The 23,640-nt window shown below is 57.6% G+C and carries 23 protein-coding genes and 1 pseudogene; 11 read left to right on the top strand and 13 right to left on the bottom strand.

The window, feature by feature from the left end; all coding sequences use genetic code 11:
* Positions 1-15: 15 nt before the first annotated feature.
* The gene (locus tag AC07N4_RS23320) at positions 16-957 is read left to right on the top strand and encodes a LysR family transcriptional regulator (protein WP_493065974.1); all 942 of its coding nucleotides are present in this window, start codon (positions 16-18) and stop codon (positions 955-957) included.
* Here the strand turns inward: AC07N4_RS23320 and AC07N4_RS23325 are convergent, their stop codons facing one another.
* The 5 genes and pseudogenes from AC07N4_RS23325 to AC07N4_RS23345 all read right to left on the bottom strand — a co-directional run bounded on the left by AC07N4_RS23325 (position 958) and on the right by AC07N4_RS23345 (position 4,859).
* Complete coding sequence (locus tag AC07N4_RS23325) at positions 958-1,485, bottom strand: DUF1003 domain-containing protein (protein ID WP_273535638.1); 528 nt, start codon at positions 1,483-1,485, stop codon at positions 958-960.
* 61 nt (positions 1,486-1,546) lie between these two features.
* A complete protein-coding gene (locus AC07N4_RS23330) occupies positions 1,547-2,005 on the bottom strand; it encodes a methyl-accepting chemotaxis protein (protein WP_493072592.1) in 459 nt (152 codons plus the stop codon).
* A gap of 87 nt (positions 2,006-2,092) precedes the next feature.
* Positions 2,093-2,866 (bottom strand): annotated as a pseudogene (locus AC07N4_RS23335) (PAS domain-containing protein); the annotation flags it as partial.
* Positions 2,867-3,050: 184 nt separating this feature from the next.
* Positions 3,051-4,103 carry a diguanylate cyclase gene (locus AC07N4_RS23340; protein WP_493066063.1) on the bottom strand — a complete coding sequence of 351 codons (1,053 nt, stop codon included), beginning with the start codon at positions 4,101-4,103 and terminating at the stop codon, positions 3,051-3,053.
* Between the two features lie 147 nt (positions 4,104-4,250).
* The gene (locus AC07N4_RS23345; protein ID WP_096818148.1) at positions 4,251-4,859 is read right to left on the bottom strand and encodes a TetR/AcrR family transcriptional regulator; all 609 of its coding nucleotides are present in this window, start codon (positions 4,857-4,859) and stop codon (positions 4,251-4,253) included.
* Positions 4,860-5,073: 214 nt separating this feature from the next.
* Here AC07N4_RS23345 and AC07N4_RS23350 point away from each other — a divergent pair, with 214 nt between their 5' ends.
* Complete coding sequence (locus AC07N4_RS23350; RefSeq protein WP_493065973.1) at positions 5,074-6,147, top strand: MBL fold metallo-hydrolase; 1,074 nt, start codon at positions 5,074-5,076, stop codon at positions 6,145-6,147.
* 112 nt (positions 6,148-6,259) lie between these two features.
* Complete coding sequence (locus AC07N4_RS23355) at positions 6,260-7,777, top strand: amidase family protein (protein WP_493065972.1); 1,518 nt, start codon at positions 6,260-6,262, stop codon at positions 7,775-7,777.
* A gap of 49 nt (positions 7,778-7,826) precedes the next feature.
* Here AC07N4_RS23355 and AC07N4_RS23360 read toward each other — a convergent pair whose 3' ends face one another.
* From AC07N4_RS23360 to AC07N4_RS23375, 4 genes are all read right to left on the bottom strand, one after another.
* Positions 7,827-8,147 carry a helix-turn-helix domain-containing protein gene (locus AC07N4_RS23360; protein WP_102621051.1) on the bottom strand — a complete coding sequence of 107 codons (321 nt, stop codon included), beginning with the start codon at positions 8,145-8,147 and terminating at the stop codon, positions 7,827-7,829.
* Between the two features lie 2 nt (positions 8,148-8,149).
* Complete coding sequence (locus AC07N4_RS23365; protein WP_102621050.1) at positions 8,150-8,503, bottom strand: type II toxin-antitoxin system RelE/ParE family toxin; 354 nt, start codon at positions 8,501-8,503, stop codon at positions 8,150-8,152.
* A gap of 42 nt (positions 8,504-8,545) precedes the next feature.
* Positions 8,546-8,863, bottom strand: coding sequence for a helix-turn-helix domain-containing protein (locus tag AC07N4_RS23370; protein ID WP_493065971.1), 318 nt, complete (start codon positions 8,861-8,863; stop codon positions 8,546-8,548).
* Between the two features lie 93 nt (positions 8,864-8,956).
* On the bottom strand, positions 8,957-9,724 hold the full coding sequence (locus tag AC07N4_RS23375; protein WP_493065970.1) for an AraC family transcriptional regulator: 768 nt from the start codon (positions 9,722-9,724) through the stop codon (positions 8,957-8,959).
* 112 nt (positions 9,725-9,836) lie between these two features.
* Between AC07N4_RS23375 and AC07N4_RS23380 the strand changes: the two genes are divergently transcribed.
* From AC07N4_RS23380 to AC07N4_RS23390, 3 genes are all read left to right on the top strand, one after another.
* The gene (locus tag AC07N4_RS23380) at positions 9,837-10,652 is read left to right on the top strand and encodes a sulfite exporter TauE/SafE family protein (RefSeq protein ID WP_493065969.1); all 816 of its coding nucleotides are present in this window, start codon (positions 9,837-9,839) and stop codon (positions 10,650-10,652) included.
* A 90-nt stretch (positions 10,653-10,742) separates the two neighbouring features.
* Positions 10,743-11,891 (top strand): hypothetical protein, encoded by a 1,149-nt coding sequence (locus tag AC07N4_RS23385; protein ID WP_493065968.1) that lies wholly within the window; start codon positions 10,743-10,745, stop codon positions 11,889-11,891.
* 126 nt (positions 11,892-12,017) lie between these two features.
* Positions 12,018-13,208 carry a hypothetical protein gene (locus AC07N4_RS23390; RefSeq protein ID WP_493065967.1) on the top strand — a complete coding sequence of 397 codons (1,191 nt, stop codon included), beginning with the start codon at positions 12,018-12,020 and terminating at the stop codon, positions 13,206-13,208.
* Between the two features lie 3 nt (positions 13,209-13,211).
* On the opposite strand, the gene AC07N4_RS23395 is transcribed toward AC07N4_RS23390, so the two are convergent.
* Complete coding sequence (locus AC07N4_RS23395; protein WP_493065966.1) at positions 13,212-14,198, bottom strand: hypothetical protein; 987 nt, start codon at positions 14,196-14,198, stop codon at positions 13,212-13,214.
* Positions 14,199-14,459: 261 nt separating this feature from the next.
* Here AC07N4_RS23395 and AC07N4_RS23400 point away from each other — a divergent pair, with 261 nt between their 5' ends.
* Positions 14,460-15,272, top strand: coding sequence for an HNH endonuclease (locus tag AC07N4_RS23400; protein WP_134334289.1), 813 nt, complete (start codon positions 14,460-14,462; stop codon positions 15,270-15,272).
* A gap of 126 nt (positions 15,273-15,398) precedes the next feature.
* Here AC07N4_RS23400 and AC07N4_RS23405 read toward each other — a convergent pair whose 3' ends face one another.
* The 3 genes from AC07N4_RS23405 to AC07N4_RS23415 form a co-directional block, all read right to left on the bottom strand.
* Positions 15,399-15,932, bottom strand: coding sequence for a BRO-N domain-containing protein (locus AC07N4_RS23405; protein ID WP_134334342.1), 534 nt, complete (start codon positions 15,930-15,932; stop codon positions 15,399-15,401).
* A 346-nt stretch (positions 15,933-16,278) separates the two neighbouring features.
* The gene (locus AC07N4_RS23410; RefSeq protein ID WP_096818122.1) at positions 16,279-17,526 is read right to left on the bottom strand and encodes a ribonucleotide-diphosphate reductase subunit beta; all 1,248 of its coding nucleotides are present in this window, start codon (positions 17,524-17,526) and stop codon (positions 16,279-16,281) included.
* A gap of 561 nt (positions 17,527-18,087) precedes the next feature.
* The gene (locus AC07N4_RS23415) at positions 18,088-18,348 is read right to left on the bottom strand and encodes a DUF2790 domain-containing protein (protein WP_102621035.1); all 261 of its coding nucleotides are present in this window, start codon (positions 18,346-18,348) and stop codon (positions 18,088-18,090) included.
* 394 nt (positions 18,349-18,742) lie between these two features.
* Here AC07N4_RS23415 and acs point away from each other — a divergent pair, with 394 nt between their 5' ends.
* The 4 genes from acs to AC07N4_RS23435 all read left to right on the top strand — a co-directional run bounded on the left by acs (position 18,743) and on the right by AC07N4_RS23435 (position 23,640).
* Positions 18,743-20,698: an acetate--CoA ligase gene (acs, locus tag AC07N4_RS23420; protein ID WP_102621034.1), complete on the top strand. Its 1,956-nt coding sequence runs from the start codon at positions 18,743-18,745 to the stop codon at positions 20,696-20,698.
* 692 nt (positions 20,699-21,390) lie between these two features.
* Entirely contained in the window at positions 21,391-22,164 is a 774-nt protein-coding gene (locus AC07N4_RS23425) for an ABC transporter substrate-binding protein (RefSeq protein ID WP_096818116.1), read from the top strand.
* 91 nt (positions 22,165-22,255) lie between these two features.
* On the top strand, positions 22,256-22,945 hold the full coding sequence (locus tag AC07N4_RS23430) for an ABC transporter permease (RefSeq protein WP_096818114.1): 690 nt from the start codon (positions 22,256-22,258) through the stop codon (positions 22,943-22,945).
* The gene (locus AC07N4_RS23435; protein ID WP_102621033.1) at positions 22,942-23,640 is read left to right on the top strand and encodes an ABC transporter permease; all 699 of its coding nucleotides are present in this window, start codon (positions 22,942-22,944) and stop codon (positions 23,638-23,640) included. The genes AC07N4_RS23430 and AC07N4_RS23435 overlap by 4 nt, the downstream gene beginning before the upstream one ends.

Raw genomic sequence — 23,640 nt, forward strand, 5'->3', positions numbered from 1 at the left:
GAGTGTTCGCTGTGCTTGTTGAGGGATGACGCTCACTATAGATTGGCGTTCACGCACTCAATATGGGCGTTTCCCCAAGTGATTAATGCAGCGACGCACTATCGACTCGACTTCCCGGATCTGGCGCTGATTCTCGCCCTGGTGCGAGGCGGCTCTCTGGCCCGGGCCTCGCAGCTGCTGAAGGTCGACGTGTCGACGGTGTTTCGCGCCGTGCGCCGACTGGAAGCCGCGCTCGGTCAGCAACTGTTCGAAAAAAGCCGCGCCGGTTACCTGCCCACCAGCCTTGCGCAGACTTTAGCCGAGCAGGCCGAGCGCGCCGAGCAGGCACTGGAGGCGGCGCGAATCGGTGTGGAGCAGGGCGGCGAAGTGATCAGCGGCACGGTACGCCTGACCTGTACCGACTCGGTGCTGCAAGGTCTGCTGCTGCCGGCACTGGCGCAGTTCATGCCGAACTACCCGGCGCTGACCATCGAACTGAGCACCTCCAACGACTTTGCCAACCTCAGCCGTCGCGACGCCGACATCGCCTTGCGCCTGACGCGCACGCCACCGGAGCACCTGGTCGGACGGGAGCTGGCGAAGATTTCCTACCGGGTCTGTGCCAGCGAGCATTATCTGCAAAATGTTGAAGCGGTCGATCTGAACGTCCTGACCTGGATCGCCCCGGACGATTTCCTGCCCGATCACCCGACCGTCGTCTGGCGTCGCCAGCACTTGCCGGGCGTGACATCGGGCTATCGCTGCAACAGCATGTTATCGGTGACGGAACTGGTGCGTGCCGGACTGGGCGTCGCGGCGTTGCCGGACTTTCTGATCACCGAAGGCCTGCGAGCCTTGAGCGAACCGCTGCACGGCTACGACACCGCGCTTTGGTTGCTGACCCGCCCGGACTGCCGTGCGTTGCGCTCGGTGGTCACACTGTTCGATGAACTCGGGCGGGCGCTGCGTTTGCCGTGATCAGGCCTGCGGGTTCTGACGCATGTGATCGTGCAGTTCGCGGGTCAGGCCTTCGATGCGCTCGGTGAGGTTCTTGGTCATTTCGGTGAGCCGGGTGTTCTGCTCCAGCAGTTCCAGCAACTGCGCGGTGTTCTTTGCGGCCTGCGCCTGACGCTCGGAATTGGCCACGGCCAGGGCTTCGCGATGCTGCGCGTCGGCGTCGGATTGCGCCTTGTCCCGCGCGGCCTGACGGGTCTGGGCCAGCAGAATCAGCGGTGCGGCATAGGCCGATTGCAGGCTGAACGCCAGGTTCAACAGGATGAACGGATAGACGTCGAAGTTCGTGACGCCAAACATGTTGAGGCACACCCAGAGCACCACGATCAGGGTCTGCGCGCCGAGGAAGGTCGGCGTACCGAAGAATCGCGCAAACGCCTCGGCCCGCAAGGCGAACTTGTCGTTGCCGAAGGTTGTGTTGAGGTGGGCGTGGGGGCGGTGGAAGCGCAGGTGATCGACAGGGGCGGCGGATTCGGTTTTTTCGGTGGTCATGACGGACTCGGCAAGGCTTGGGACGTTGAGTCACTATAGCCCTGCGTCGCCCGTGTTGGCCTTATCCCGGCGCACGCTCGTTGGCAAACATGCTCACCGCTTCCACGGCTTCGCTGGCGCCATCGCGAATCTGCAGAATCACCGTCCCCGCCTGATCCGCCAGTTCGACGCCTTGCGCCGCGCGTCCACGAGTGCCGTCCATGCTCTTGATCGCCTGACGGGTTTCGCTCTGGATCAGGCCGATCATGTTGGAAATCTCCGCCGTCGAGCCGCTGGTGCGGGCCGCCAGTTGCCGTACTTCATCGGCCACCACGGCAAAACCACGACCTTGCTCGCCGGCCCGTGCCGCTTCGATCGCGGCGTTCAGGGCCAGCAGATTGGTCTGATCGGCAATCGCACGGATGGTGTTGACGATGGTGGTGATCTGTTCGGAGCGCTCGCCGAGTTGTGCGATCAGGTTCGAAGATTCGGCGATGTCTTCGGCGATCTCGCGCATTTCGCTGGCGGTTTGCTGGATCACTTGCGTGCCTTGCTCGGCGACTTTTCGGGTGGCGACAGAGATGTGATAAGCGGCGCTGGCGCTGCGCGCATCCTGCTCGTGCTGCTCGACCCGGGCGGTGACGTCCGAGGCAAACTTCACCACTTTGCACAAGCGGCCGGCGGCGTCGTAGACCGGGTTGTAGTTGGCTTCCAACCAAACGGTTTGCCCGCGCTTGTCGACGCGTTCGAACTGGCCGTGGAAAAACTCACCCTGATTGAGCCGGCGCCAGAAGTCATCATAAGCACTGCTGTTGACCAGCTCTGCGGTGCAGAACAAGCGGTGATGTTTACCTTTGAGCTCGGCGAGCGTGTAACCCATGCGCGTCAGAAAATTCTGATTGGCTGTAAGAACATTGCCATTGAGGTCGAACTCAATCACTGCCATGGCGCGGTCGATGGCCTGCAACTTGGCGTTGGCTTCGCTTTCCTGCTGCACCTTGGCGGTGACGTTCATGGCGTACTTGACCACTTTCACCACGCGACCCGAAGCATCCTTGATCGGGTTGTAACTGGCTTCGAGCCAGATCGGCCGGCCCTGGCTGTCGAGGCGCTCGAAGGTGCCGGACTGGAACTGACCGTTTTTCAGCTTCGACCAAAGCTCGGTGTATTGGCTGCTGCGGGCAAATTCCGGTGGGCAGAACTGGCGGTGGGACTGGCCGATCACCTGTTCGGCGGTATAGCCCGTGGTCTTGAGAAAGTTGTCATTGGCGCGCAACACCACCGCGTCGAGATTGAATTCGATCACCGCCATGGAGCGGTCGATGGCTTCGAGCAGGCCGGTTTGCTGGGCGAGGGTGTGTTGCAGGTCGTCGACAACAGACTTCTGGCGATTGAAAAACATGCTGGGTGCGCTCCGGAAATAGGGCTAGAGGTGTTGTCCCTGTTCCCGCGGCGGCAGGCCGAAGATGCTGGCGACGTTCGGCGTTGACTTCATAGTGCCAGCATCCAGGCTGACAGCTCGATCTTATACAAAGTTTATAAAGTTGTACAAGAAAGTGGTTGGTCCGGATCTTGTACAACGCTTGTCAGGCGCTGGAACGGCTCAACGCTACGCTGATCGTGTTACGGCCCGTGTGCTTGGCGGTGTACAACGCTTTGTCGGCGTCATCCAGCCAGTCGAGGGCGTCCGGGCAGGTCAGTTGGAAACGCGCCAGTCCGATGCTCAGGCTGACCCGCAACTCGGGCACCTCGGGATGGCGGTACTGATGCAGAGCCTGGCGCAGTTGCTCCATCAGGGCTTCGGCTTTGCTCAGCGGCAGGTTGGGCAGGATTACGCAGAATTCGTCGCCGCCGTAACGCCCGGCCAGCTCACTTTCATCCAGCACGGATTTCAGTTCGCGACTCAGTTGTTGCAGCACCGCGTCGCCGATGATGTGCCCGTAACTGTCATTGATCACCTTGAAATGATCGATGTCGATCAGTGCCAGGGTGGCTTGGCTGTTGTGGTCGCGGCACTGCTGGAACTTGAGGTGCAACAGGTCTTTCCAGGCGCCGTGGTTGAGCAGGCCGGTGAGGCTGTCGGTGCGGCTCAGGGCGCTCAAGGTGCGTTTGTGTTCGGCGAGTTTGATCGCCAGTTGGTAACAGACCATCCCCAGTGCAAGCGGATAAAGAGTGAGCATCGGCAGGCACGCCCAGACCTGGGTTTGCGTGGTGGTCAGGTTGAACTTGACCCCGAACACTGACCAGCCCAACAGCACGCCGATCACCTGGGCGAGGGCGCCGAGCAGGAACAGCCGCCGGCCACCGGCGGCCACATTGTTCATGGTCATCATCGACAGAATGGTCACGGCGGTCAGCGGGTTGAACTGGAAACACGCGGTCCAGAAACCACCGAACACCGAGTCGTAAAGCAGGTTGCGACGCTCGGCGCGATAGGGGAAGGCCGAACGGGTCGACCATTGATAGGCGACGTGGGGCCAGAGAAAACCGTTGAACAGCAACAGCGCCCAGAGCCAGGCCGGCATGTTCAACGGATACAGCGCGGCGCCGACACTGAAGAAACCGACGCCCAAACCGATGGCGCGTGGCAGGTAAATGCGTCTGGCGAATGACAAGCCTTTGCCGCGTTGGTTATCCATGAGGTTCTTCGCCAGATTCATTCTGAAACACTTTCCAGTGTAATTCTTCAGAGCGACCGTTCATCGGTCAATGACAGATATTGTCATTTATTCCAGCGGGAAAATTCAGTGTCCTTGTGAGCCATTTAATCGTGGCGCAGGCTCGATCTAGAGCTGATAACAGGCCAGGAACATGTCCAGCGCCGATTCGACCACGGCATTTTGCGTTGCGTTGTCGAGCGCCGGCTGGCCCATGGAAATCTGTGGCCAGAAGGCGAAAGACTTGAGCAGGCCCTGTACCTGATGCGCGGCGAATTCCGGGTCGACCGGTTTCAGCCGACCGTCTGCCTGAGCGGCGCGAATCCACACGGTCACGCTTTCCTCACGCTCGCCCATGCGCGCCACCATGTTCTGTGCGCGTTCGGGCGAGTGGATCGCGGCCGCGATGGCGACACGGGCCAGATTCATGAAATTGTCGTCCGCCATCATCTGCAGTTTGGCCAGCAGCATCGTTCGCAATTGATCGCGCAAGGGGTGATCAGGCTGATACGACACGGCTTGCTCGGTGCTGATTCGTGCCCACAACTGGTTGAGAATTTCGGCGAACAGCTCTTCCTTGCTCGGAAAATGGTTGTACACCGTGCGCTTCGACACCCCGGCAGTGGCCGCGATCTTGTCCATGCTGGTGACTTCGAAACCGTTGGCACGGAATTCGGTGATGGCCGCCAGGATGATGGCTTCGCGTTTGCGGTCGGTGAGGCGCGTTGGAGCTGTCATAAATTCGATTCGGCAGGAAATAGATGAAATTACACTCGGCAGTTTACTTGTCATCCGGTTTGATGCAACCTAGAAAGTACACCGATCAGTGTAATGTTGCGTTAATCGGTGCAACCTAAAACCAGATGTCCGGCTGATGCGTGCGTGCCTTGGCCATTTATCGTCCCACCGTGGAAAACCGTGAATTGCACGGTTTTTCTGGAGTCATTCAGTCATGGCCAAATCAATTTCTTCCGCGGTCAGTCCTGTACCTGAAGCTTCGCGCCAGGCAGAAGGGACGTTCCGTAACCACGCTCCAGTGCAACGTGAAGGTGTGCGCAAGATGCTGCGCATCATGTGGAACATGATCTTCCACAAACCGCGCAATACCCGTCCGGCGTCGGCCATTCCGGTGCAGTCACTGACCCGTGCCGACCTGATCGCCGCCCCCAATCACAGCGTCTTTCGCCTCGGTCACTCGACCTTGCTGCTGAAGCTGCAAGACAAATTCTGGATCACCGACCCGGTGTTCGCTGAGCGCGCCTCGCCCGTGCAATGGGCCGGCCCGAAACGCTTCCACCAGCCACCGATCAGCATCGACGAGTTGCCACCGATCGAAGCGGTGATCCTGTCGCACAACCATTACGACCATCTCGACTACGAAGCGGTGTTGAAACTCGCGGACAAGGTCAACGTGTTCCTGACTCCGCTGGGCGTCGGTGACACGCTGGTCAAATGGGGCATCGATGCCAGCAAGATCCGCCAGTTCGACTGGTGGCAGGGCACCGAAGTCGCCGGCATCCGCTTCATCGCCACCCCGTCGCAGCACTTCTCCGGCCGTGGCCTGTTCGATGGCAATCAGACCCTGTGGGCTTCGTGGGTGATTATCGATGGCGATACACGAATCTTCTTCAGCGGCGACAGCGGCTACTTCGATGGCTTCAAACGCATCGGCGAACAATACGGCCCGTTCGACCTGACCCTGATGGAGACCGGCGCCTACAACGTCGAATGGCCCCACGTGCACATGCAACCGGAAGAAACCCTGCAAGCCCACATCGACCTCAAGGGGCGCTGGTTATTTCCGATTCACAACGGCACGTTCGATCTGGCGATGCATGCGTGGCACGAACCGTTTGATCGCATTCTTGCACTGGCCTGGGAGCGCAGCGTTTCCATTACCACGCCGCAAATGGGCGAGGCGTTTAACCTGATGCAACCGCAACGTGGGGACGCATGGTGGTTGGAAGTGGAACAAGAGGTGTCAGAAAAAGGGCGTGTTGCCTGTAGCAGCTACAAGGCTGGGTGAGTTTTCCTACCAGCTCTGGTTCTTGTTGCTGACAGCCGTTTCCTGCGGCTTCGGTAGGCTTGGTCGCGAGTGAAATGACTCACTCGTGATTGGCTTAAACAAGGATTGGAAAATGAAATACCGCTTTAAACGCAACATGAATACGCTGGCGCAGGCCATCGTGTTTTCGCTGAGCAGCGGCGTCGCCCTCGCGGCACCCTCCAGTGCAGCACTTGAATACGCAAGCGCCAGCGAGCTGAGTGCGATGATGGTCAGCAACGAACTGACATCGGTCGCGCTGGTTCAACACCTCATCACGCGCATAGCGGATCTGGACAAGCAAGGTCCGACCCTCAACGCCATCATTGAAATGAATCCCCAGGCCCTCGACATCGCGACTGCGATGGACGAAGAGCGTGCGCAAGGCAACATCCGTGGCCCGCTGCACGGAATTCCGGTCCTGTTGAAGGACAACTTCGATACCGCTGACAGCCTGCAAACCAGTGCCGGGTCACTGGCCATGGTCGGGCAGCCGGCGGCTCAAGATGCTTTTACGGTTAAACAACTGCGCGATGCCGGCGCCATCCTGCTGGGCAAAGCCAACATGAGCGAATGGTCGGGTATGCGTGATATGTCTCTGCCATTGGGGTGGAGCGGGCGCGGCGGCCAAGGTAAAAATCCTCATGTACTGAGTGAAAGCACCTGTGGTTCCAGCTCCGGCCCGGCGGTAGCGGTAGCCGCAGGCTTCACACCGCTGGCCGTGGGGACTGAAACCAATGGCTCGATCACTTGCCCGGCGTCGGCCAACGGCGTGATTGGCGTCAAACCGACGCTGGGGTTGTTCAGTCGCTCCGGCATTGTGCCGATCACTCGATTGCAAGACACCCCAGGTACGCTTACCCGCACCGTGCGGGATGCCGCGCTGCTGTTCAACGTCATGCAAGGCACCGATGCTTCGGACAGCGCCACTGCCAACGCTCCTACAGGCGTTGACTACACCGCATTGCTTGCCAATGAAGCCTTGCAAGGCAAACGGATCGGTTATCCGATCGCGTACACAGGGTCCCACGATACGGTATTGAACCCGAGTCTGGAGATGCTTGCCGCAATGGCCACCCTGGAAGAGCAGGGCGCTACGCTGGTCCCGTTGACTGTTCGTCTGCCGGACATCGATGACTACGTTAACGGCCTGATGGGCGGGATGAAGCATGAACTGCCCGAATATCTCGCCAGTCGCCAGGGCTTGCCGATCAATTCATTGCAGGCCCTGATCGACTTCAACCGGGCCAACCCCGGTGAGGAGCAACACGGCCAGCAGATGCTGGAGGCTATCAACGCGTCGGCGCTTTCCCATCAGGAGGCGAGCGCACTGATTACAACCATCAGCCAGAACTTCAAAGGCGCTATCGATGAGCAGGTGCGTGAGCACAATCTGGATGCCCTGTTCGCCGAGTCGGATGGCTTTTCCCAGTTCTCCGCTGCGGCCGCAGGCTACCCGGCAATCACCTTGCCCTCGGGCATGAGCGATGACGACACGCCGACCTCCGTGTTCTTTTACGGCCAGCAGTGGAGCGAGCCTCAGTTGTTTGCGATGGCATACAGCTACGAACAGGCTTCGATGGAATTGCGGCATCCAGGGTTCAAGGATTAAACACCTTGTTGGCACTGCGTTGTCTTCGACTATTTGATGCACTGCCGTATCACGCGAACACCACCTCAATTCGGCCCTCTTTGCGAGAGCGGGGGGCCGGTTTGACCACAATCTGCACATCTCGGCCGAGGTGGGAAAGGCATTCCATCATCTTGGCTTCACTGATGCCGCGGAATTTTCCTCTCAGCATTTCGGACAGCTTGGGTTGTGATAGCCCCAAGATTTCAGAAGCTTGAGATTGAGTGAGATGACGCGCTTTGATGATTTCACCGATCTTTGCGGCGAGTTGAGACTTGACCTGCATTTCACTGGCGTTGGGCAAGCCGAGGTCTTGATAGACGTTGCCGCTGCCTTCTTCGATTTCAATCATTTCTAAGTTCCTTTCGCATGGTCCTGAGCGGCTTGAAGTCTCTTTCGGATCAGATCGACATCGCACTGCGCGGTTTTTATGCCCGTGGTCGACTTTTTCTGAAAACAATGCAGGACGTAAATCGCATTGCCAAAACGGACCGTGTAAACGGCGCGGTAGGTATTCGTATCAAAGTCCTCAATCAACTCGAGGACGCCCGCGCCTCCAAACCCCTTCAGAGGTTTTGCATCTGGATGTCTGAGACCGCTTTGGGCCAAATCCATTGCGTAACCAAAAACATCCTGTACATCAGTGGGCATCTGCTTGAGATCTTTCTTGCTACTGCTAACCCACAGGAGTGGCTTCCTTGTACTCATGCGAAAAATATACCTATATTGGGATAATCTCAATCAATTGGTTCAGTCAGCCATCGCATAATCTCCATGAATCGCTGATTCCGGCATCGCACCTCTGACATTCCCCCCACGCCCCGGCGCAAACCCCGGAAAGAACACCAGCCCCTGCGCCTCAAACCGATAGGTCAACGCCAGCCGCGCCGAATCCGCCACGTCCTGCTGCGCTTCGAATCGCTGAATATCGTCTACCGAAACCCCTGCCTCCCGCGACAGTTGTTCCACGCTCCAGCCCAACATCCCTCGGGCCTGGGCGCAATGCGTCGGGGTGAACTGGAAAAGGGCGATACGTTCGAGGATGAGGTTCATCGCTGAAGAGGCCATGGTGTGCTCCGGGCTCGAGAGTGCTGATGGAAAATGTACTGTGTTTTTGTACAGTTGTTTTCGGCCGGGATCAAACGCATTTTTTGATTTGCCCTAGTTCGCCGCCTCCAACCAGACGGACGGTGCCTGACCGAGGATCCGACGAAACATCGTCGAGAACGCCGCCGGGCTGTCATAGCCGAAATCCAGGGCAATCCGCGTCACCGCCTCACCCGCCGCCAGCCGTGCCAGCGCCAGTACCACGCAGGCGCGTTGGCGCCATAGACTGAAACTCAGGCCGGTCTGCTGACGAAACAGTCTGTTGAAGGTGCGCAAGCTTACGTGCAGCTGATCGGCCCATTGCAGGGGCGACTGGTGGGCGTTCGGCTGATGCAGAAATTTCTGACACAGTTCGAGCAGTCTTCCGTCAGACGGCAGCGGTATATGCAACGGCAGCGGTGCACTGCGCACCAATTCATGCAGCAACAAATCGATCAGCACGCCGTCACGCCCGGCCAGGTCATAAGTCAGCGGCAGCTCCACCGCCTCCATCAGCAAATGCCGCATCAACGGCGACACACTGATCACCTGACAACGCTCACCCAGATCCACCGCCCCCGGCTCGATATACAAACTGCGAGTGCTGACTCCCAGCATCAACACCTCATGCGCCACCCCCGGCGGAATCCATACCGCCCGCTGCGGCGGCACCACCCAGTTGCCGTCATGCGTGCTGACCTGCATCACCCCGGTCGCGCCGTACAACAATTGCGCCCGCCGATGCGTATGACGTGGCAACAGATAGCCGTGGGAATAATCCGTACCGATCGCCACCACCGGGCGTGGTGTGTCATCCAGCAGATTGATCGAAACATTGCGCATCGAGCGGCACCCAGCAATTGGCGTAAACGCAAACATTATTGGCTGACTTGCTGAGGCAGGCCAAGCGCCGCCGCTCTATCGTCGACCGATCCCCACCAACGGACGACGCGCCATGTTCTACCTCCTGCTGACACTCTTCGGCTGCCTGACAGGCGTCACCGCCGTGCTCTTCGGTTTCGGCGGCGGCTTCGTCGTCGTGCCGCTGCTGTACCGCATGCTTACCGCGAGCCACGGCGCTGACGACCCGATCAGCCAATCCGCAATGCACATCGCCGTCGCCACCTCGACCTGCGTGATGATCGTCAACGCCCTGATTGCTGCCGACAAACACCGCCGCGCCGGCAACCTGATCCGGGATTACCTGTGGCCCTTGGGCGGGTTCATCGGGTTGGGCGCTATCGTCGGCGCAATGGCGGCGGTATGGGTCAGTGGCGAAGTCATTCGTTATGCCTTCATCGCCTACCTAGGTGTGACGATTGTCGACTGCCTGCTGCGACGCGGCTTTCTCACACAGTCCGAAGGCGTCATCCCACGGCGATTGGGAACGGTGGAAACGTCCGGCGGTGGTGTAGGCATTGGCGCCATCGCGACCTTTCTCGGCGTAGGAGGAAGCGTCATGACTGTGCCGTTGTTGCGGCGTTGCGGGTTGAGCATGTCGCAGGCGACGTCGATGGCCAATCCGCTGAGCGTGCCGGTGGCACTGGCGGGCACCCTGACTTACATGGCGCTGGCCGGTTTCAGCGAGACCGACTTGGGGCCATGGTTTATCGGGTATGTGGATCTGCTGGCGTTTGCGGTACTGACGCTGGGCTCGATGCTGGGGATTCGACTGGCGACGCCGTGGATCGGGCGGATACCGGATCGGGTGCATGCATGGGTGTATATCGCGCTACTAGTGATTGTGATGATCAGCATGTGCGTGAATTGAATCTGAAGTTGCTCGATTCCCCACTGCAACCACTACATAATCCGCGGCTACTTTTTGCGAGCAACGGCTCGTTTACTCAAGGATGAAGTGATGCTCCGAGGACTGTTGCGCCTTTTCGGTGTTTTTTTGCTGACGGGTTTGTTTGTGCCGACGCCGACCTGGGCCGACAACGGCGCGCAGGTGTACACCGGTACTCTGGGTAAATCGCCCATCGTCCTCGAAATAAATGCTCGCACCGGAGAGGGGCGGTACTTCTATAAAAAGTACCGCAAGGATCTGGCACTCGACGGTGCCATGGATGGGGAAACACTTGTGCTGGAAGAAGGTTCACGGATGGAGAACTCCCGCCCGACCCTTCGCCTGCAGCCAGCACTTGATGGGTGGAGTGGCGAGTGGACAAGTACCGCCGGTAAATCTCTGGGGATAGAGTTGAAGCCAGCCATCATTCCCGAAGTACCCGCCGGCTCCTTACCCTATCTGGCCAAGTTGCATGATCATGCACCTTACGAGTACTTGCGGTTGCAGGGCGTCACGCTCAAGAAAGGCAAGGTCGACACTTTCATGGGCTATACGCTGCAATGGTGGAGCGAGCCGCAGACCAAAACTTCACTCTTCGAAGTGGTCTCGGGTTACTCCCCTGAGGAGCGTCAGCGTATCAATCAGCAGTTGATGGCGCGTTTGTGGGGTCAAGTGTTGTCGTCATATGGCTGCGGCGGTTATTACGCTCAATCCAGTCAACCACTGTGGATGTCATCGGCAGTGATGAGCGTGCGCATTTCAACCGAATACTTCTGTGGCGGGGCCTATCCGGATCAAAACCAGGAAGCGCTCAATATCGATACAAAGAGCGGCAAGTTACTGACCCTCGAAGATGTCCTGTGGGTCGGGCAGGGCCAGCCAGTACGTCATGAAGAGCGCGACGACTACATCGACACATCATCCGGTTCGTCTGATGTCTGGTCAAAGTACCGCACCACGGAGTTAGCGCCTTGGCTGGTTGCCCAATTGACCAGGCTCTACCCGAAAGACATGACCATCACGCCGGAAGGCACAGACGACTGCGGCTACAACGATGAAGGTCCTTGGGACTTCCCGGGTTGGTATTTCACACAGCAAGGCATCAAGCTCGATCCATCGTTTCCGCATGTAGCAGCGGTGTGCGGATTCGTGGACTGGAGTGTTCTGCCGTACAACATCGTCAAACAACATCCGGGTGGTGTTGCGCTGCAACTGCCATGACGCGACGTTGCATCTCGAATTACATTTCTCGATTACCGGGCACAACCCCGCCATAATCCGCCGCGAATTTTCCAGCGCCGACACCCACGTCCCGGCGCAACTTCCGACTCATTCAGGGACCGATCCATGCTCAAGGGACTGTTACGCCTGGCGCCATATGCCGTGGCGTTGTTCACACTGATTTCCACCGCCAATGCCGAAGATGGCCGGCGCGTGTTCACCGGCACGCTGGGCAAGACGCCGATTGTGGTCGAGCTCAATACCCAGAACCCGGATGAAGTGACCGGTCGTTACTTCTACGAAAAATACCATCGGGACCTGCCCCTCAGCGGGTCATTGCAGGACAGCACCCTGACGCTGGTTGAAGGCAACAATCGCTACGGTGACGACAAGCCACTGCCAACTTTGAAACTGGAAGAAACTGCCACTGGCTGGCAGGGCGAGTGGCAAAGTCCGAAGGGCAAGAAGCTTACAGTGCAACTTTCCGAGGCCAGGCTTCCAGCGCCGACAACTTCTACGCTGCCCTTCATCGCCGCGTTGCCAAACGGCGAGCCGTATGAGTATTTGCGACTACAGGGACTCAAGCTCAAACCGCTGAAGAAACAAGACTTCATGGGTTACACCCTGCAATGGTGGATAGAGCCGGAGTCGAAGATTTCGCTGTTCAGCGTAGAGTCCGGTCTGCCAAAAAATGATCTGCAACGGGTTAACCAGCAGTTGCTTGGGCGATTGTGGAATGAAGTCATCCGCTATCACGGTTGCCAACTACAGGGCGGGGAAAACGTCGACTTCATGCAGGACGCAGAGCCCAAAATGATTTCGCAGGCCGTGGTCAGCCTGAACATCTCGACCAGCTATTTCTGCGGTGGCGCGCATCCGGACTTCGGTGATTCGCCCCTTAACATTGATGTAAGCACAGGCCATCCGTTGTCGCTCGAAGATGTGCTGTGGGTAGGTGAGGGCAAGCCACTTCTGCATGCCGAACGAGACAGCCTGGGTGACAAGCCTTTGAGCCCGGCTGAAAGTAACGCGCGTTATCAGTATGAAAACAAGGAGCTGGTGCCTTGGCTGATCAGGCAATTCACTGCCCTGTACCCCGCAGAAATGAAGAAGCCGACGCAAGATGATGATTGCGACTTCACGGAAGAAAGCGTTTGGGGTTCTTCGCCGTGGTACTTCACTGCGAAAGGCTTATACCTGGGCGCTTACTTCGCCCGCGTACAACGTTCTTGCGATAGACCAGACTGGTCGATCCTGCCGTACTCTCTGATCAAACAACACCCCGGCGCCGTCAAACTGCAACTGCCCCAGGGCTGACCATCACGCCAGACCCGGCGCTTCACGAATGATGAAGTGATCCAGGTTCTCGATATTGGCATTGAAGACCTCGAAAGGCTTTTCGGGGTTCTTCTTGCCCGGCACCTGCTTCAACTCCGGCGTCACACCATAGAAGAAGCAGAACAACTCCTTATCACTGTCGATGGCGTGCTTGATCTCTTCCAGAAACGCCTTGCGCTTGCGGTAGTTGTCGATCAGCTTCTTGTTGAGATAAACACTGACCGGGTAAGGCTTCTTCTTGCTGTCATCCGGCTTCTTGAACCAGACCTTGTCCTCGAAGTCGATCCGGAAACTGGCGCTGTGAAAGTCCTCGATCTTCTTGATCCGGCCCCAGTAAATCAGCCCCTTGTTGTCCATCAAGTACTCGATCTTCTTGAAGAACGAACTGTAAGGCGCCGTATGCTCGCCAATCTTCAATGGCATGCGCTTGAGCAAATCCTTGTCCGCGAAGTTCGACACAAAACACTCCACGGGATGAGCGAAGACACTGGTCTTGTCCGGCGCTGACTCACGACTCGGCGATTCTTTTGAAGGGGAGGTTGCCACCCGCACCGGATCATCCCGCAACACATCCGCCGACCCCGCTGGCGCGGCAGGCTTGCGCACATACTCACGGCGCGTCAGCAACAACTCCGAGGGGAAATGCTCCTCTCGCCCGTCATCCAATTCCCCATCCGCCGCCTCAACCCCCGACGCCGACGTCTTCACACTCACATACGGACAACCCGCCACATGCTGCGTACCGGGCAGATTCTTGAAGTGCGGCGTGCGCACGTAATTCACGTTCTTGGCGTTGAACGTGCCCAACTCGTTGGAAGCATCGAAGGCCGAACGACAGGCGTCGTTGGGACACTGGAAGTGTTCCTTCGCGGAATCGAACGCCACCGTCTCATCGAAATTGAGATCGCGAACGTCATAGATCGACAGTTTGTCGTCGAGGCTGAGGCAGTAGGCGAGGTCGAATTTCATGGTGGGGCTCGGGTCCTTGAGTGGGGGAGGGGTATTAATAGCGGGAGGTACGTGATGGCGCACCTGTTAATTCACTTTAGTAGCCAGCATCTTCATTTTTTCGGCCCAAGTTCGGCATCTCGGAAGGGCTTTCTTTGCGACACAGGCTCGATCGCTGCTTTCTAGGTTCTGTTTTAAATTGCGAGTGAGAGCCTTCTGTTGATCGTGTAGGAGATTTCCTGAAATTTGGTAGTCTTTACCCTCTGATAGGGAGGTGAGTGGATGCCAGCTGTAATTGCCGAAAATGATGAGTCAAAGTGGGACGACGAAACAGGAGTCTCTTATCACTTTCCGAAGCAGTACCGAGCGATTCTGGCCGAAGGAACGAGGGTGCTGTATTACAAAGGGAAGATGAAAAATAAGGCTTTTTCAGGGCAGCGTCTGAGTACTCAGCCTCATTATTTTGGGGTTGCTCGAATAGGTAAGGTTTACGCGGATGTGAACAGCAAGCAGGGTGATTGGTTTGCTGTCATTGAAGATTTCCAACCATTTGAATCAGCGATCCCGATCAAAGCTGATGGAGAGTATTTTGAGCAGATTCCTGTAAAACTTGAGAAAAACTATTGGTGGAATGGCGTTCGCCCAATCGGTCAAACCGTATTCGACCAAATCTTATCCCGAGCGACGTTGACGTCAGTTCCGATTGATGAGTTCAGTCCAAGCAATATCACGCAGGAGTTTGAAACCAAGATCGTTGGTACTGAAGGGAAAAAAATAATTTACTACGGTGTTAGATATGAACGCTGTCTAAAGCTGAGGGCGCAGGCAATCGCTATTCACGGGCTTCAATGCAAAGCTTGTGATTTTGATTTTGAGAAAGCATACGGAGCTCATGCAAAGGGGTTTATTCATGTGCACCACGTGAAGCCCATTTCCGAATTTGACGAGGATCAGATTGTGGATCCCGAGACTGACTTGATCCCGCTTTGTGCAAATTGCCACGCGATTATTCATAGAAAGCCCCAGCAGCTACTAAGCGTTGAGCAATTGAAAGGAATTCTCAGTGGGCGTTGGGTTTTTGACGATTTAACCTAATGTGCGAAATGGATTAATAGATCAGCTACCGAGGATTGAGAACCCTCGGTAGTTGCGGAAGCTAGCGCTGCATACGAAACATGAAAAAATGACAGCGAAAATCCCGCGATCCTGCGAGCGCGATACTTAACCGATCGAGTGCTTAGATGACGGAAACAGCTGGGTGACTCTCCTCCACCAAGGTTTAACCACTGTCGCCTGCCGTTGAGTCTGATCGAATAGCAGATAAGGCATATCCCGCAGCCGAATCCAGCCTTCATCCTGCCAATGCAGCAGACTCAATGACATCTCCGGCCAATCTAACAAGCTCAGCATCGGCCGATCTGAATGTCCCGAGTGTTCTGCATCACGCAAGGCCGGTACCACCTGATGAGTCAGCCATTCACGTAACAACCGATTCCCGGGAACGTAGTGGTACACCAGCAGCGCATACACACCGGACTCGCTGAGCATCAGTTGCTTTTCAGGTTGCCGAAAATACTCAATCCACAAAACGCGACGTTGATCCTTGTCTAGCTTATTGACCATGCGTTCGCACAGATGGACACCCATCAAGCGGCCGACATCGCGAGCGCAGAACCACGTTTGGTTTTCGAGCAGAAGGGCGTGTAGTGCGAGGTTGTGACGAGAGAAGACTGTTACAGAAAAAGGATCGGGCATATCCATTACCTCTACGTTAGATTTTTGGAGGGCCTGACCCCAACGTAGAGTGGACTTAAGAAATCCCAACGAGCGGGGCAGCTCCACCGACGACATGTACGTCTGTGTAACTGGCCAAGCTTTCTACGTTGGGTGTTTCTTAGGCACCTGCAATTGAGCTTAGAGGTGCTTGCAGTTGGCTTCAATGCGAAGCGGCTGTAAGTGCTGTAGGAGATTGAACTCTGCAACGTAGGGACGGAAAAGGGCAACCAGTCGCCCATAAAAAAGCCCCGATCAAATCGGGGCTTTTTGCTTTCTCAATTCGACGACTCAAGCAGCAATCGTCAAATCGTGACGCGCGAGACGATTAGTCCCAGCTCAGAGCACCACCAGTCTGATACTCAATCACCCGAGTCTCAAAGAAATTCTTCTCTTTCTTCAAGTCCATAATCTCGCTCATCCAAGGGAACGGGTTAGTCGTCCCTGGATATTCTTCTTTAAGGCCGATCTGCGACAGACGACGGTTAGCGATGAACTTCAGGTAGTCCTCCATCATCGCCGCGTTCATGCCCAACACGCCGCGAGGCATGGTGTCGCGGGCGTATTCGATTTCCAGCTGGGTGCCCTGCAGGATCATTTGCGAGGCTTCTTCCTTCATTTCGGCGTCCCACAGGTGTGGGTTTTCGATTTTGATCTGGTTGATCACGTCGATGCCGAAGTTCAGGTGCATGGATTCGTCGCGCAGGATGTACTGGAACTGCTCGGCGACGCCGGTCATTTTGTTGCGGCGGCCCATGGAGAGGATCTGGGTGAAGCCGCAGTAGAAGAAGATGCCTTCCAGAACGCAGTAGTAGGCGATCAGGTTGCGCAGCAGTTCTTTGTCGGTTTCGACGGTGCCGGTGTTGAATTCCGGGTCGGAGATGGCGCGGGTGTATTTCAGGCCCCAAGCGGCTTTTTTCGCGACCGACGGGATCTCGTGGTACATGTTGAAGATCTCGCCTTCATCCATGCCCAGCGATTCGATGCAGTACTGGTAGGCGTGGGTGTGGATCGCCTCTTCGAATGCCTGGCGCAGGATGTACTGGCGGCATTCCGGGTTGGTGATCAGGCGGTACACGGCCAGGGCCAGGTTGTTGGCAACCAGGGAGTCGGCGGTGGAGAAGAAGCCGAGGTTGCGCATCACGATGCGGCGCTCGTCGTCGGTCAGGCCTTCCGGGTTTTTCCAGAGGGCGATGTCGGCGGTCATATTGACTTCTTGCGGCATCCAGTGGTTTGCGCAGCCGTCCAGGTATTTCTGCCAGGCCCAGTCGTACTTGAATGGCACGAGCTGGTTGAGGTCGGCGCGGCAGTTGATCATGCGCTTTTCGTCAACGGCGACACGGGCGGCGGAGCCTTCGAGTTCGGCGAGGCCTTCGGCGACGTCGAGGGAATCCAGTGCAGCCTTGGCGCGGGCCACGGCGGCCGAGTCAGCGGCGGTCACGGCGCGGGCTTCGAGAGCAGCGGCACCGCCGGCGCTGTCGAGGCGGTCCATGTTGGCTTCGGTAGCGTGGCCGGCGTTGGCGCCTTTTACGGCTACTTCACTGTCTTCTTTGTCGAATTCGTCCCAGCTCAGCATGACGTGTCGTCTCCTGCGTGAGGGCCAGATGCCCGTGTGAAAACTGATGGTTGGTTTTTCACACGACCGTACTGGCCGCGTTGGATCTTAAGGAATCGTTTTTTGCAGCAGCTAAGGCAGGCAATAAAACAGAATTTTGTACGGGTTTCCGAGAGCCTCTGACGGGCGCAGGTCAGCGTTGTCGCTGCTGCGGGGCTTCAGAATGGCTTTGATCCCTGTAAGGGAATATTGCTGACCCGATTGGGCGGCATTATAGGGAAAAAAACACCGGCGTGGGGGAGGGCGAAACAGCGCAGGGCGGTCGAGCGGGAGGGTGATTTCGTTTGGAGCGAGGGTTTACAGGGCTTTCGCCGGGATTGACCCCGGAGAAAATTTTTTCATTAATTTTTCTGCGTGTGATTGGTTGCTCAAAAAACGAGCAAAAAACCGCGTTTTTCACTATATCTTGTGTTTTGCAACCCTTTTACGTCCCTTCAAACACAACTGAGCCCGACCGAAGCCGGGCTGGAATCGACCCTCGATGTTGCGCTGAGTGATCCGATTCGGTGCAGTCTCAAACCATCAATTGGTGCAGCCGTTACCCATCACGCTGTAACGCAGGATGTGGCGCTGGCCGGTGGAGTCGTCGTACTCCATTTTCATCGGAACCACTTCGCAGACATTCGGAACTTCGCTCATCGATACAACGTTGGCGATGTCCAGGTGAGTGGAGTAAGTGTATTCCTCGATGGCCGGTTGTTGCTGTGCGACATCAGTCGGGACCTCGTCTGCCATGGCGGTTGCGCACAGACTGCTGAGGGCCAGAACCAATAAAGCTTTCATTTGAAATTTACCTTCTTGAGGTCGAGTGGGGTCACGCAACCTTTTTGGGGTTGCGTGTGGAACTTCATCGTTTTGGTTTGTTACTTCAGAGCTGGATTAACGGCCTTCGTGGGGGCTGTAACGTTGTTAATCACTTTGCCTTGTCGGCGAGGCAGATTTTAGGGAGACGGGGTGGGTGTAAACAGATGTGGTTTTGATAAACACCTTTGGCAGATTTGGTAACAATCGCTGCCAGGCCAGTACATTCAAGGCCTGCGGGGGCATTGAGGGTGAGCATCGGGATTATCGCCACGACATGTAGGGGCTTGTTACTACCATCGTCGAATGGTTCTATACGGGCGCCCCGGCTACAACAGGGTCATACAAAAACAACTATTACACCGAGGTAGGAAAGATGAGTGCGGCTTCCCTGTATCCCGTTCGCCCCGAGGTTCTGGCCAATACGCTGACCGATGAGGCGACCTACAAAGCCATGTACCAACAGTCGGTCGTCAACCCTGACGGCTTCTGGCGCGAACAAGCCAAGCGCCTCGACTGGATCAAGCCTTTCACCACGGTGAAACAGACTTCGTTCGACGACCACCATGTCGACATCAAGTGGTTTGCCGATGGCACCCTGAACGTTTCCTACAACTGCCTCGACCGTCATCTGGCCGAGCGCGGCGATCAGGTCGCCATCATCTGGGAAGGCGACGATCCTTCCGAAAGCCGCAACATCACCTACCGCGAACTGCATGAACAAGTCTGCAAGTTCGCCAACGCCCTGCGTGGCCAGGACGTGCACCGCGGCGACGTGGTGACCATCTATATGCCGATGATTCCCGAAGCCGTGGTCGCCATGCTGGCCTGCACCCGGATCGGCGCGATTCACTCGGTGGTGTTCGGTGGTTTCTCGCCGGAAGCCCTGGCCGGTCGCATCATCGACTGCCGCTCGAAAGTGGTGATCACCGCTGACGAAGGCATCCGTGCCGGCAAGAAGATTTCCCTCAAGGCCAACGTCGACGACGCGCTGACCAACCCGGAAACCAGCAGCATCCAGAAAGTCATCGTGTGCAAGCGCACCGGCGGTGACATCAAGTGGAACCAGCATCGCGACATCTGGTACGAAGACCTGATGAAAGTGGCGGGCACTGTCTGCGCGCCGAAAGAGATGGGCGCCGAAGAAGCGCTGTTCATCCTTTATACCTCCGGCTCCACCGGCAAGCCGAAAGGCGTGCAGCACACCACTGGCGGCTACTTGTTGTACGCAGCGATGACCCACGAGCGCGTGTTCGACTACCGCCCGGGCGAAATCTACTGGTGCACCGCCGACGTCGGTTGGGTCACCGGTCACTCCTACATTGTCTACGGCCCGCTGGCCAATGGCGCGACCACACTGCTGTTCGAAGGCGTGCCGAACTATCCGGACATCACCCGGGTGGCGAAGATCGTCGACAAGCACAAGGTCAACATCCTCTACACCGCGCCGACCGCAATCCGCGCGATGATGGCTTCCGGCACCGCCGCTGTTGAAGGCGCGGACGGCAGCAGCCTGCGCCTGCTCGGTTCGGTGGGCGAGCCGATTAACCCGGAAGCCTGGGACTGGTACTACAAGAATGTCGGCAAGTCCCGTTGCCCGATCGTCGATACCTGGTGGCAGACCGAAACCGGCGGCAACATGATGAGCCCGCTGCCGGGCGCTCATACCCTGAAGCCGGGTTCGGCAGCGCGTCCGTTCTTCGGTGTGGTGCCGGCGCTGGTGGATAACCTCGGCAACATCATCGAGGGCGAGGCCGAAGGCAATCTGGTGATTCTCGACTCGTGGCCAGGTCAGGCGCGCACTCTGTACGGCGACCACGACCGTTTCGTCGACACCTACTTCAAGACCTTCCGTGGCATGTATTTCACCGGTGACGGCGCCCGTCGCGATGCCGATGGTTACTACTGGATCACCGGTCGCGTGGACGACGTGCTCAACGTGTCCGGCCACCGCATGGGCACTGCCGAGATCGAAAGCGCGATGGTCGCTCACCCGAAAGTCGCCGAAGCGGCGGTGGTCGGTGTGCCGCACGACATCAAGGGGCAGGGCATTTATGTCTACGTCACCCTGAAGAATGGCGAAGAACCGAGCGAGCAGCTGCGCCTGGAACTGAAGAACTGGGTGCGCAAGGAGATCGGCCCGATCGCTTCGCCGGACGTGATCCAGTGGGCGCCGGGGCTGCCGAAGACCCGTTCGGGCAAGATCATGCGTCGCATCCTGCGCAAGATCGCTACGGCCGAATACGACGGGTTGGGCGACATCTCCACCCTGGCCGATCCGGGTGTGGTGCAGCATCTGATCGATACGCACAAGACCATGAACGTCGCGTAAGCGGCGGGTCTGAAGGCTGAAAAGCCCCGTCCGGCATCGCGCCGGGCGGGGCTTTTTGTTTTCGATCGTTCCCACGCTCTGCGTGGGAATGCAGCCCGGGACGCTCTGCGTCCCAAGAGCGGACGCAGAGCGTCGAGGGAGGCGTTACCACGCGGAGCGTGGGAACGATCAGTTACGGGGGGGGGGATCTTCGGCCAATAATTATCGAATTGCTCTGTCAGCCTATTCCCACTGTTACCCCTCAGCCTTCAAGTAACTGAATGTGTAACCGCCTGCTCCGCAACGGGGCGATGGGAAACGTCGCGCCCTGTTTCAGGGCCTCAAAACGCCCTGTGAAAAATAAGACATCACCCCGCGCTTGCCGGATTAGAAGGGTTTGCGAATAATAGGCCCGCAATTTGCAGCATAGATCGGTTCACTGTCTTTCGCTCTTGCATGAAATTGCGGAGCTGTCAATGTGCTCAGGCGGGTTTCTCGGTGCATCTGTAATTAGTTGTCGCATTGAAGAAATATCGGCTTCGGGCCTGTCGTTAGAATGCCGATCACTCGCTCGTCGTGGCTCGTGTTGAAATCGCTGACGGTTTCAATGGGAGATTTCCCACGGATGCAGCACCGCTTTCCCGATTCACCCATTCGCATATTGGGCTGTCGCTCACTCTGCCGTTTTTGCCCTTTACCGATGGAGTCCCAAGATGAAGAAACTTGTGCTGCTTGGCGCCCTGGCACTGTCCGTGCTGTCCCTGCCGACATTCGCCGATGAAAAGCCTCTGAAGATCGGTATCGAAGCGGCTTACCCTCCATTTGCTTCCAAAGCGCCGGACGGCAGCATCGTCGGTTTCGACTACGACATCGGCAACGCGCTGTGCGAAGAAATGAAGGTCAAGTGCCAGTGGGTCGAGCAAGAATTCGACGGTCTGATCCCGGCACTGAAAGTGCGCAAGATCGACGCGATCCTGTCGTCCATGTCCATCACTGACGACCGCAAGAAGTCCGTGGACTTCACCAACAAGTACTACAACACCCCGGCTCGCCTGGTCATGAAAGAAGGCACCGCTGTCAGCGAAGGCCTGACCGAGCTGAAGGGCAAGAACATCGGCGTACAACGTGGTTCGATCCACGAGCGTTTCGCCCGCGAAGTCCTGGCCCCGCTGGGTGCCGAGATCAAGCCATACGGCTCGCAGAACGAAATCTACCTCGACGTGGCCGCCGGTCGCCTCGACGGCACCGTGGCGGACGCTACGCTGTTGAATGACGGCTTCCTGAAAACCGACGCCGGCAAAGGCTTCGCGTTCGTCGGCCCGGCCTTCACCGACGTCAAATACTTCGGCGACGGCGTAGGTATCGCGGTGCGCAAGGGCGACGCCCTGAAAGACAAGATCAATACTGCCATCGCGGCCATTCGCGAAAACGGCAAGTACAAGCAAATCCAGGACAAGTACTTCGACTTCGACATTTACGGCAAGTAAAGACGTCGCTCGACCCGTCCGAAATGGCGCAAGCAACAGGATCTCTGCGGTTTGCGCCATTTTTTCATCCCAACTTTCGAGGACCTGAATCATGTTGAAAGGCTACGGGGCTGTCATCCTCGATGGCGCTTGGCTGACGCTTCAGCTCGCCTTGTCGTCCATGGCCCTGGCCATCGTTCTCGGGCTGATCGGTGTCGCATTGCGCCTGTCGCCAGTGCGCTGGCTGGCCTGGCTGGGCGATCTGTATTCCACGGTGATCCGCGGGATTCCCGATCTGGTGCTGATCCTGCTGATCTTCTACGGCGGCCAGGACTTGCTCAACCGCGTCGCGCCGATGCTCGGCTATGACGACTACATCGACCTGAACCCGTTGGCCGCCGGTATCGGCACCCTCGGTTTCATCTTCGGTGCGTACCTGTCGGAAACCTTCCGCGGCGCGTTCATGGCGATCCCCAAAGGTCAGGCCGAAGCGGGCATGGCGTACGGCATGAGCAGTGTCCAGGTGTTCTTCCGGGTGCTGGTGCCGCAGATGATCCGTCTGGCGATTCCGGGCTTCACCAACAACTGGCTGGTGTTGACCAAGGCCACCGCGCTGATTTCCGTGGTCGGTCTGCAAGACATGATGTTCAAGGCCAAGCAGGCGGCCGACGCCACCCGCGAGCCTTTCACCTTCTTCCTCGCAGTGGCGGCGATGTATCTGGTGATCACCAGTGTCTCGTTGCTGGCGCTGCGTCACCTTGAGAAGCGCTACTCGGTAGGCGTAAGGGCGGCTGATCTATGATCTTCGACTACAACGTCATTTGGGAGGCCCTGCCGCTGTACCTCGGCGGTCTGGTCACCACCCTCAAGTTGCTCGCGCTGTCGCTGTTCTTCGGTCTGCTCGCGGCACTGCCGCTGGGGCTGATGCGCGTCTCGAAGAATGCCGTCGTCAACATGACGGCGTGGCTCTTCACTTACGTGATTCGCGGCACACCGATGCTGGTTCAGCTGTTCCTGATCTACTACGGTCTGGCTCAGTTCGAAACGGTGCGTGAAAGCTTCCTCTGGCCGTGGCTGTCCAGCGCAACGTTCTGTGCGTGCCTGGCATTCGCGATCAACACCAGCGCCTACACCGCCGAAATCATCGCCGGCAGCCTGAAGGCCACGCCGAACGGCGAGATCGAAGCGGCCAAGGCCATGGGCATGTCGCGCTTCAAGATGTACCAGCGCATCCTGTTGCCATCGGCCCTGCGCCGGGCACTGCCGCAGTACAGCAACGAAGTGATCATGATGCTGCAGACCACCAGTCTGGCCTCCATCGTGACCCTGATCGACATCACCGGCGCGGCCCGTACCGTCAACGCGCAGTTCTACCTGCCGTTCGAGGCGTACATCACCGCCGGCGTGTTCTACCTGTGTCTGACCTTCATTCTGGTGCGCCTGTTCAAGCTGGCCGAGCGTCGCTGGCTGAGCTACCTGGCCCCGAGGAAGCACTGA

It is taken from the genome of Pseudomonas sp. GW821-FHT09E04 (genome assembly GCF_059416185.1).

Bases quoted from the DNA above. Each gene is read 5' to 3' on its own strand.
- AC07N4_RS23370 (WP_493065971.1), bottom strand. From the start codon at position 8,863: ATGGCCTCTTCAGCGATGAACCTCATCCTCGAACGTATCGCCCTTTTC.
- AC07N4_RS23380 (WP_493065969.1), top strand. From the start codon at position 9,837: ATGTTCTACCTCCTGCTGACACTCTTCGGCTGCCTGACAGGCGTCACC.
- AC07N4_RS23385 (WP_493065968.1), top strand. From the start codon at position 10,743: ATGCTCCGAGGACTGTTGCGCCTTTTCGGTGTTTTTTTGCTGACGGGT.
- AC07N4_RS23340 (WP_493066063.1), bottom strand. From the start codon at position 4,103: ATGGATAACCAACGCGGCAAAGGCTTGTCATTCGCCAGACGCATTTAC.
- AC07N4_RS23410 (WP_096818122.1), bottom strand. From the start codon at position 17,526: ATGCTGAGCTGGGACGAATTCGACAAAGAAGACAGTGAAGTAGCCGTA.
- AC07N4_RS23405 (WP_134334342.1), bottom strand. From the start codon at position 15,932: ATGCCCGATCCTTTTTCTGTAACAGTCTTCTCTCGTCACAACCTCGCA.
- AC07N4_RS23425 (WP_096818116.1), top strand. From the start codon at position 21,391: ATGAAGAAACTTGTGCTGCTTGGCGCCCTGGCACTGTCCGTGCTGTCC.
- AC07N4_RS23365 (WP_102621050.1), bottom strand. From the start codon at position 8,503: ATGAGTACAAGGAAGCCACTCCTGTGGGTTAGCAGTAGCAAGAAAGAT.
- AC07N4_RS23400 (WP_134334289.1), top strand. From the start codon at position 14,460: ATGCCAGCTGTAATTGCCGAAAATGATGAGTCAAAGTGGGACGACGAA.
- AC07N4_RS23395 (WP_493065966.1), bottom strand. From the start codon at position 14,198: ATGAAATTCGACCTCGCCTACTGCCTCAGCCTCGACGACAAACTGTCG.
- AC07N4_RS23375 (WP_493065970.1), bottom strand. From the start codon at position 9,724: ATGCGCAATGTTTCGATCAATCTGCTGGATGACACACCACGCCCGGTG.
- AC07N4_RS23360 (WP_102621051.1), bottom strand. From the start codon at position 8,147: ATGATTGAAATCGAAGAAGGCAGCGGCAACGTCTATCAAGACCTCGGC.
- AC07N4_RS23430 (WP_096818114.1), top strand. From the start codon at position 22,256: ATGTTGAAAGGCTACGGGGCTGTCATCCTCGATGGCGCTTGGCTGACG.
- AC07N4_RS23350 (WP_493065973.1), top strand. From the start codon at position 5,074: ATGGCCAAATCAATTTCTTCCGCGGTCAGTCCTGTACCTGAAGCTTCG.
- acs (WP_102621034.1), top strand. From the start codon at position 18,743: ATGAGTGCGGCTTCCCTGTATCCCGTTCGCCCCGAGGTTCTGGCCAAT.
- AC07N4_RS23355 (WP_493065972.1), top strand. From the start codon at position 6,260: ATGAAATACCGCTTTAAACGCAACATGAATACGCTGGCGCAGGCCATC.
- AC07N4_RS23415 (WP_102621035.1), bottom strand. From the start codon at position 18,348: ATGAAAGCTTTATTGGTTCTGGCCCTCAGCAGTCTGTGCGCAACCGCC.
- AC07N4_RS23345 (WP_096818148.1), bottom strand. From the start codon at position 4,859: ATGACAGCTCCAACGCGCCTCACCGACCGCAAACGCGAAGCCATCATC.
- AC07N4_RS23325 (WP_273535638.1), bottom strand. From the start codon at position 1,485: ATGACCACCGAAAAAACCGAATCCGCCGCCCCTGTCGATCACCTGCGC.
- AC07N4_RS23435 (WP_102621033.1), top strand. From the start codon at position 22,942: ATGATCTTCGACTACAACGTCATTTGGGAGGCCCTGCCGCTGTACCTC.
- AC07N4_RS23390 (WP_493065967.1), top strand. From the start codon at position 12,018: ATGCTCAAGGGACTGTTACGCCTGGCGCCATATGCCGTGGCGTTGTTC.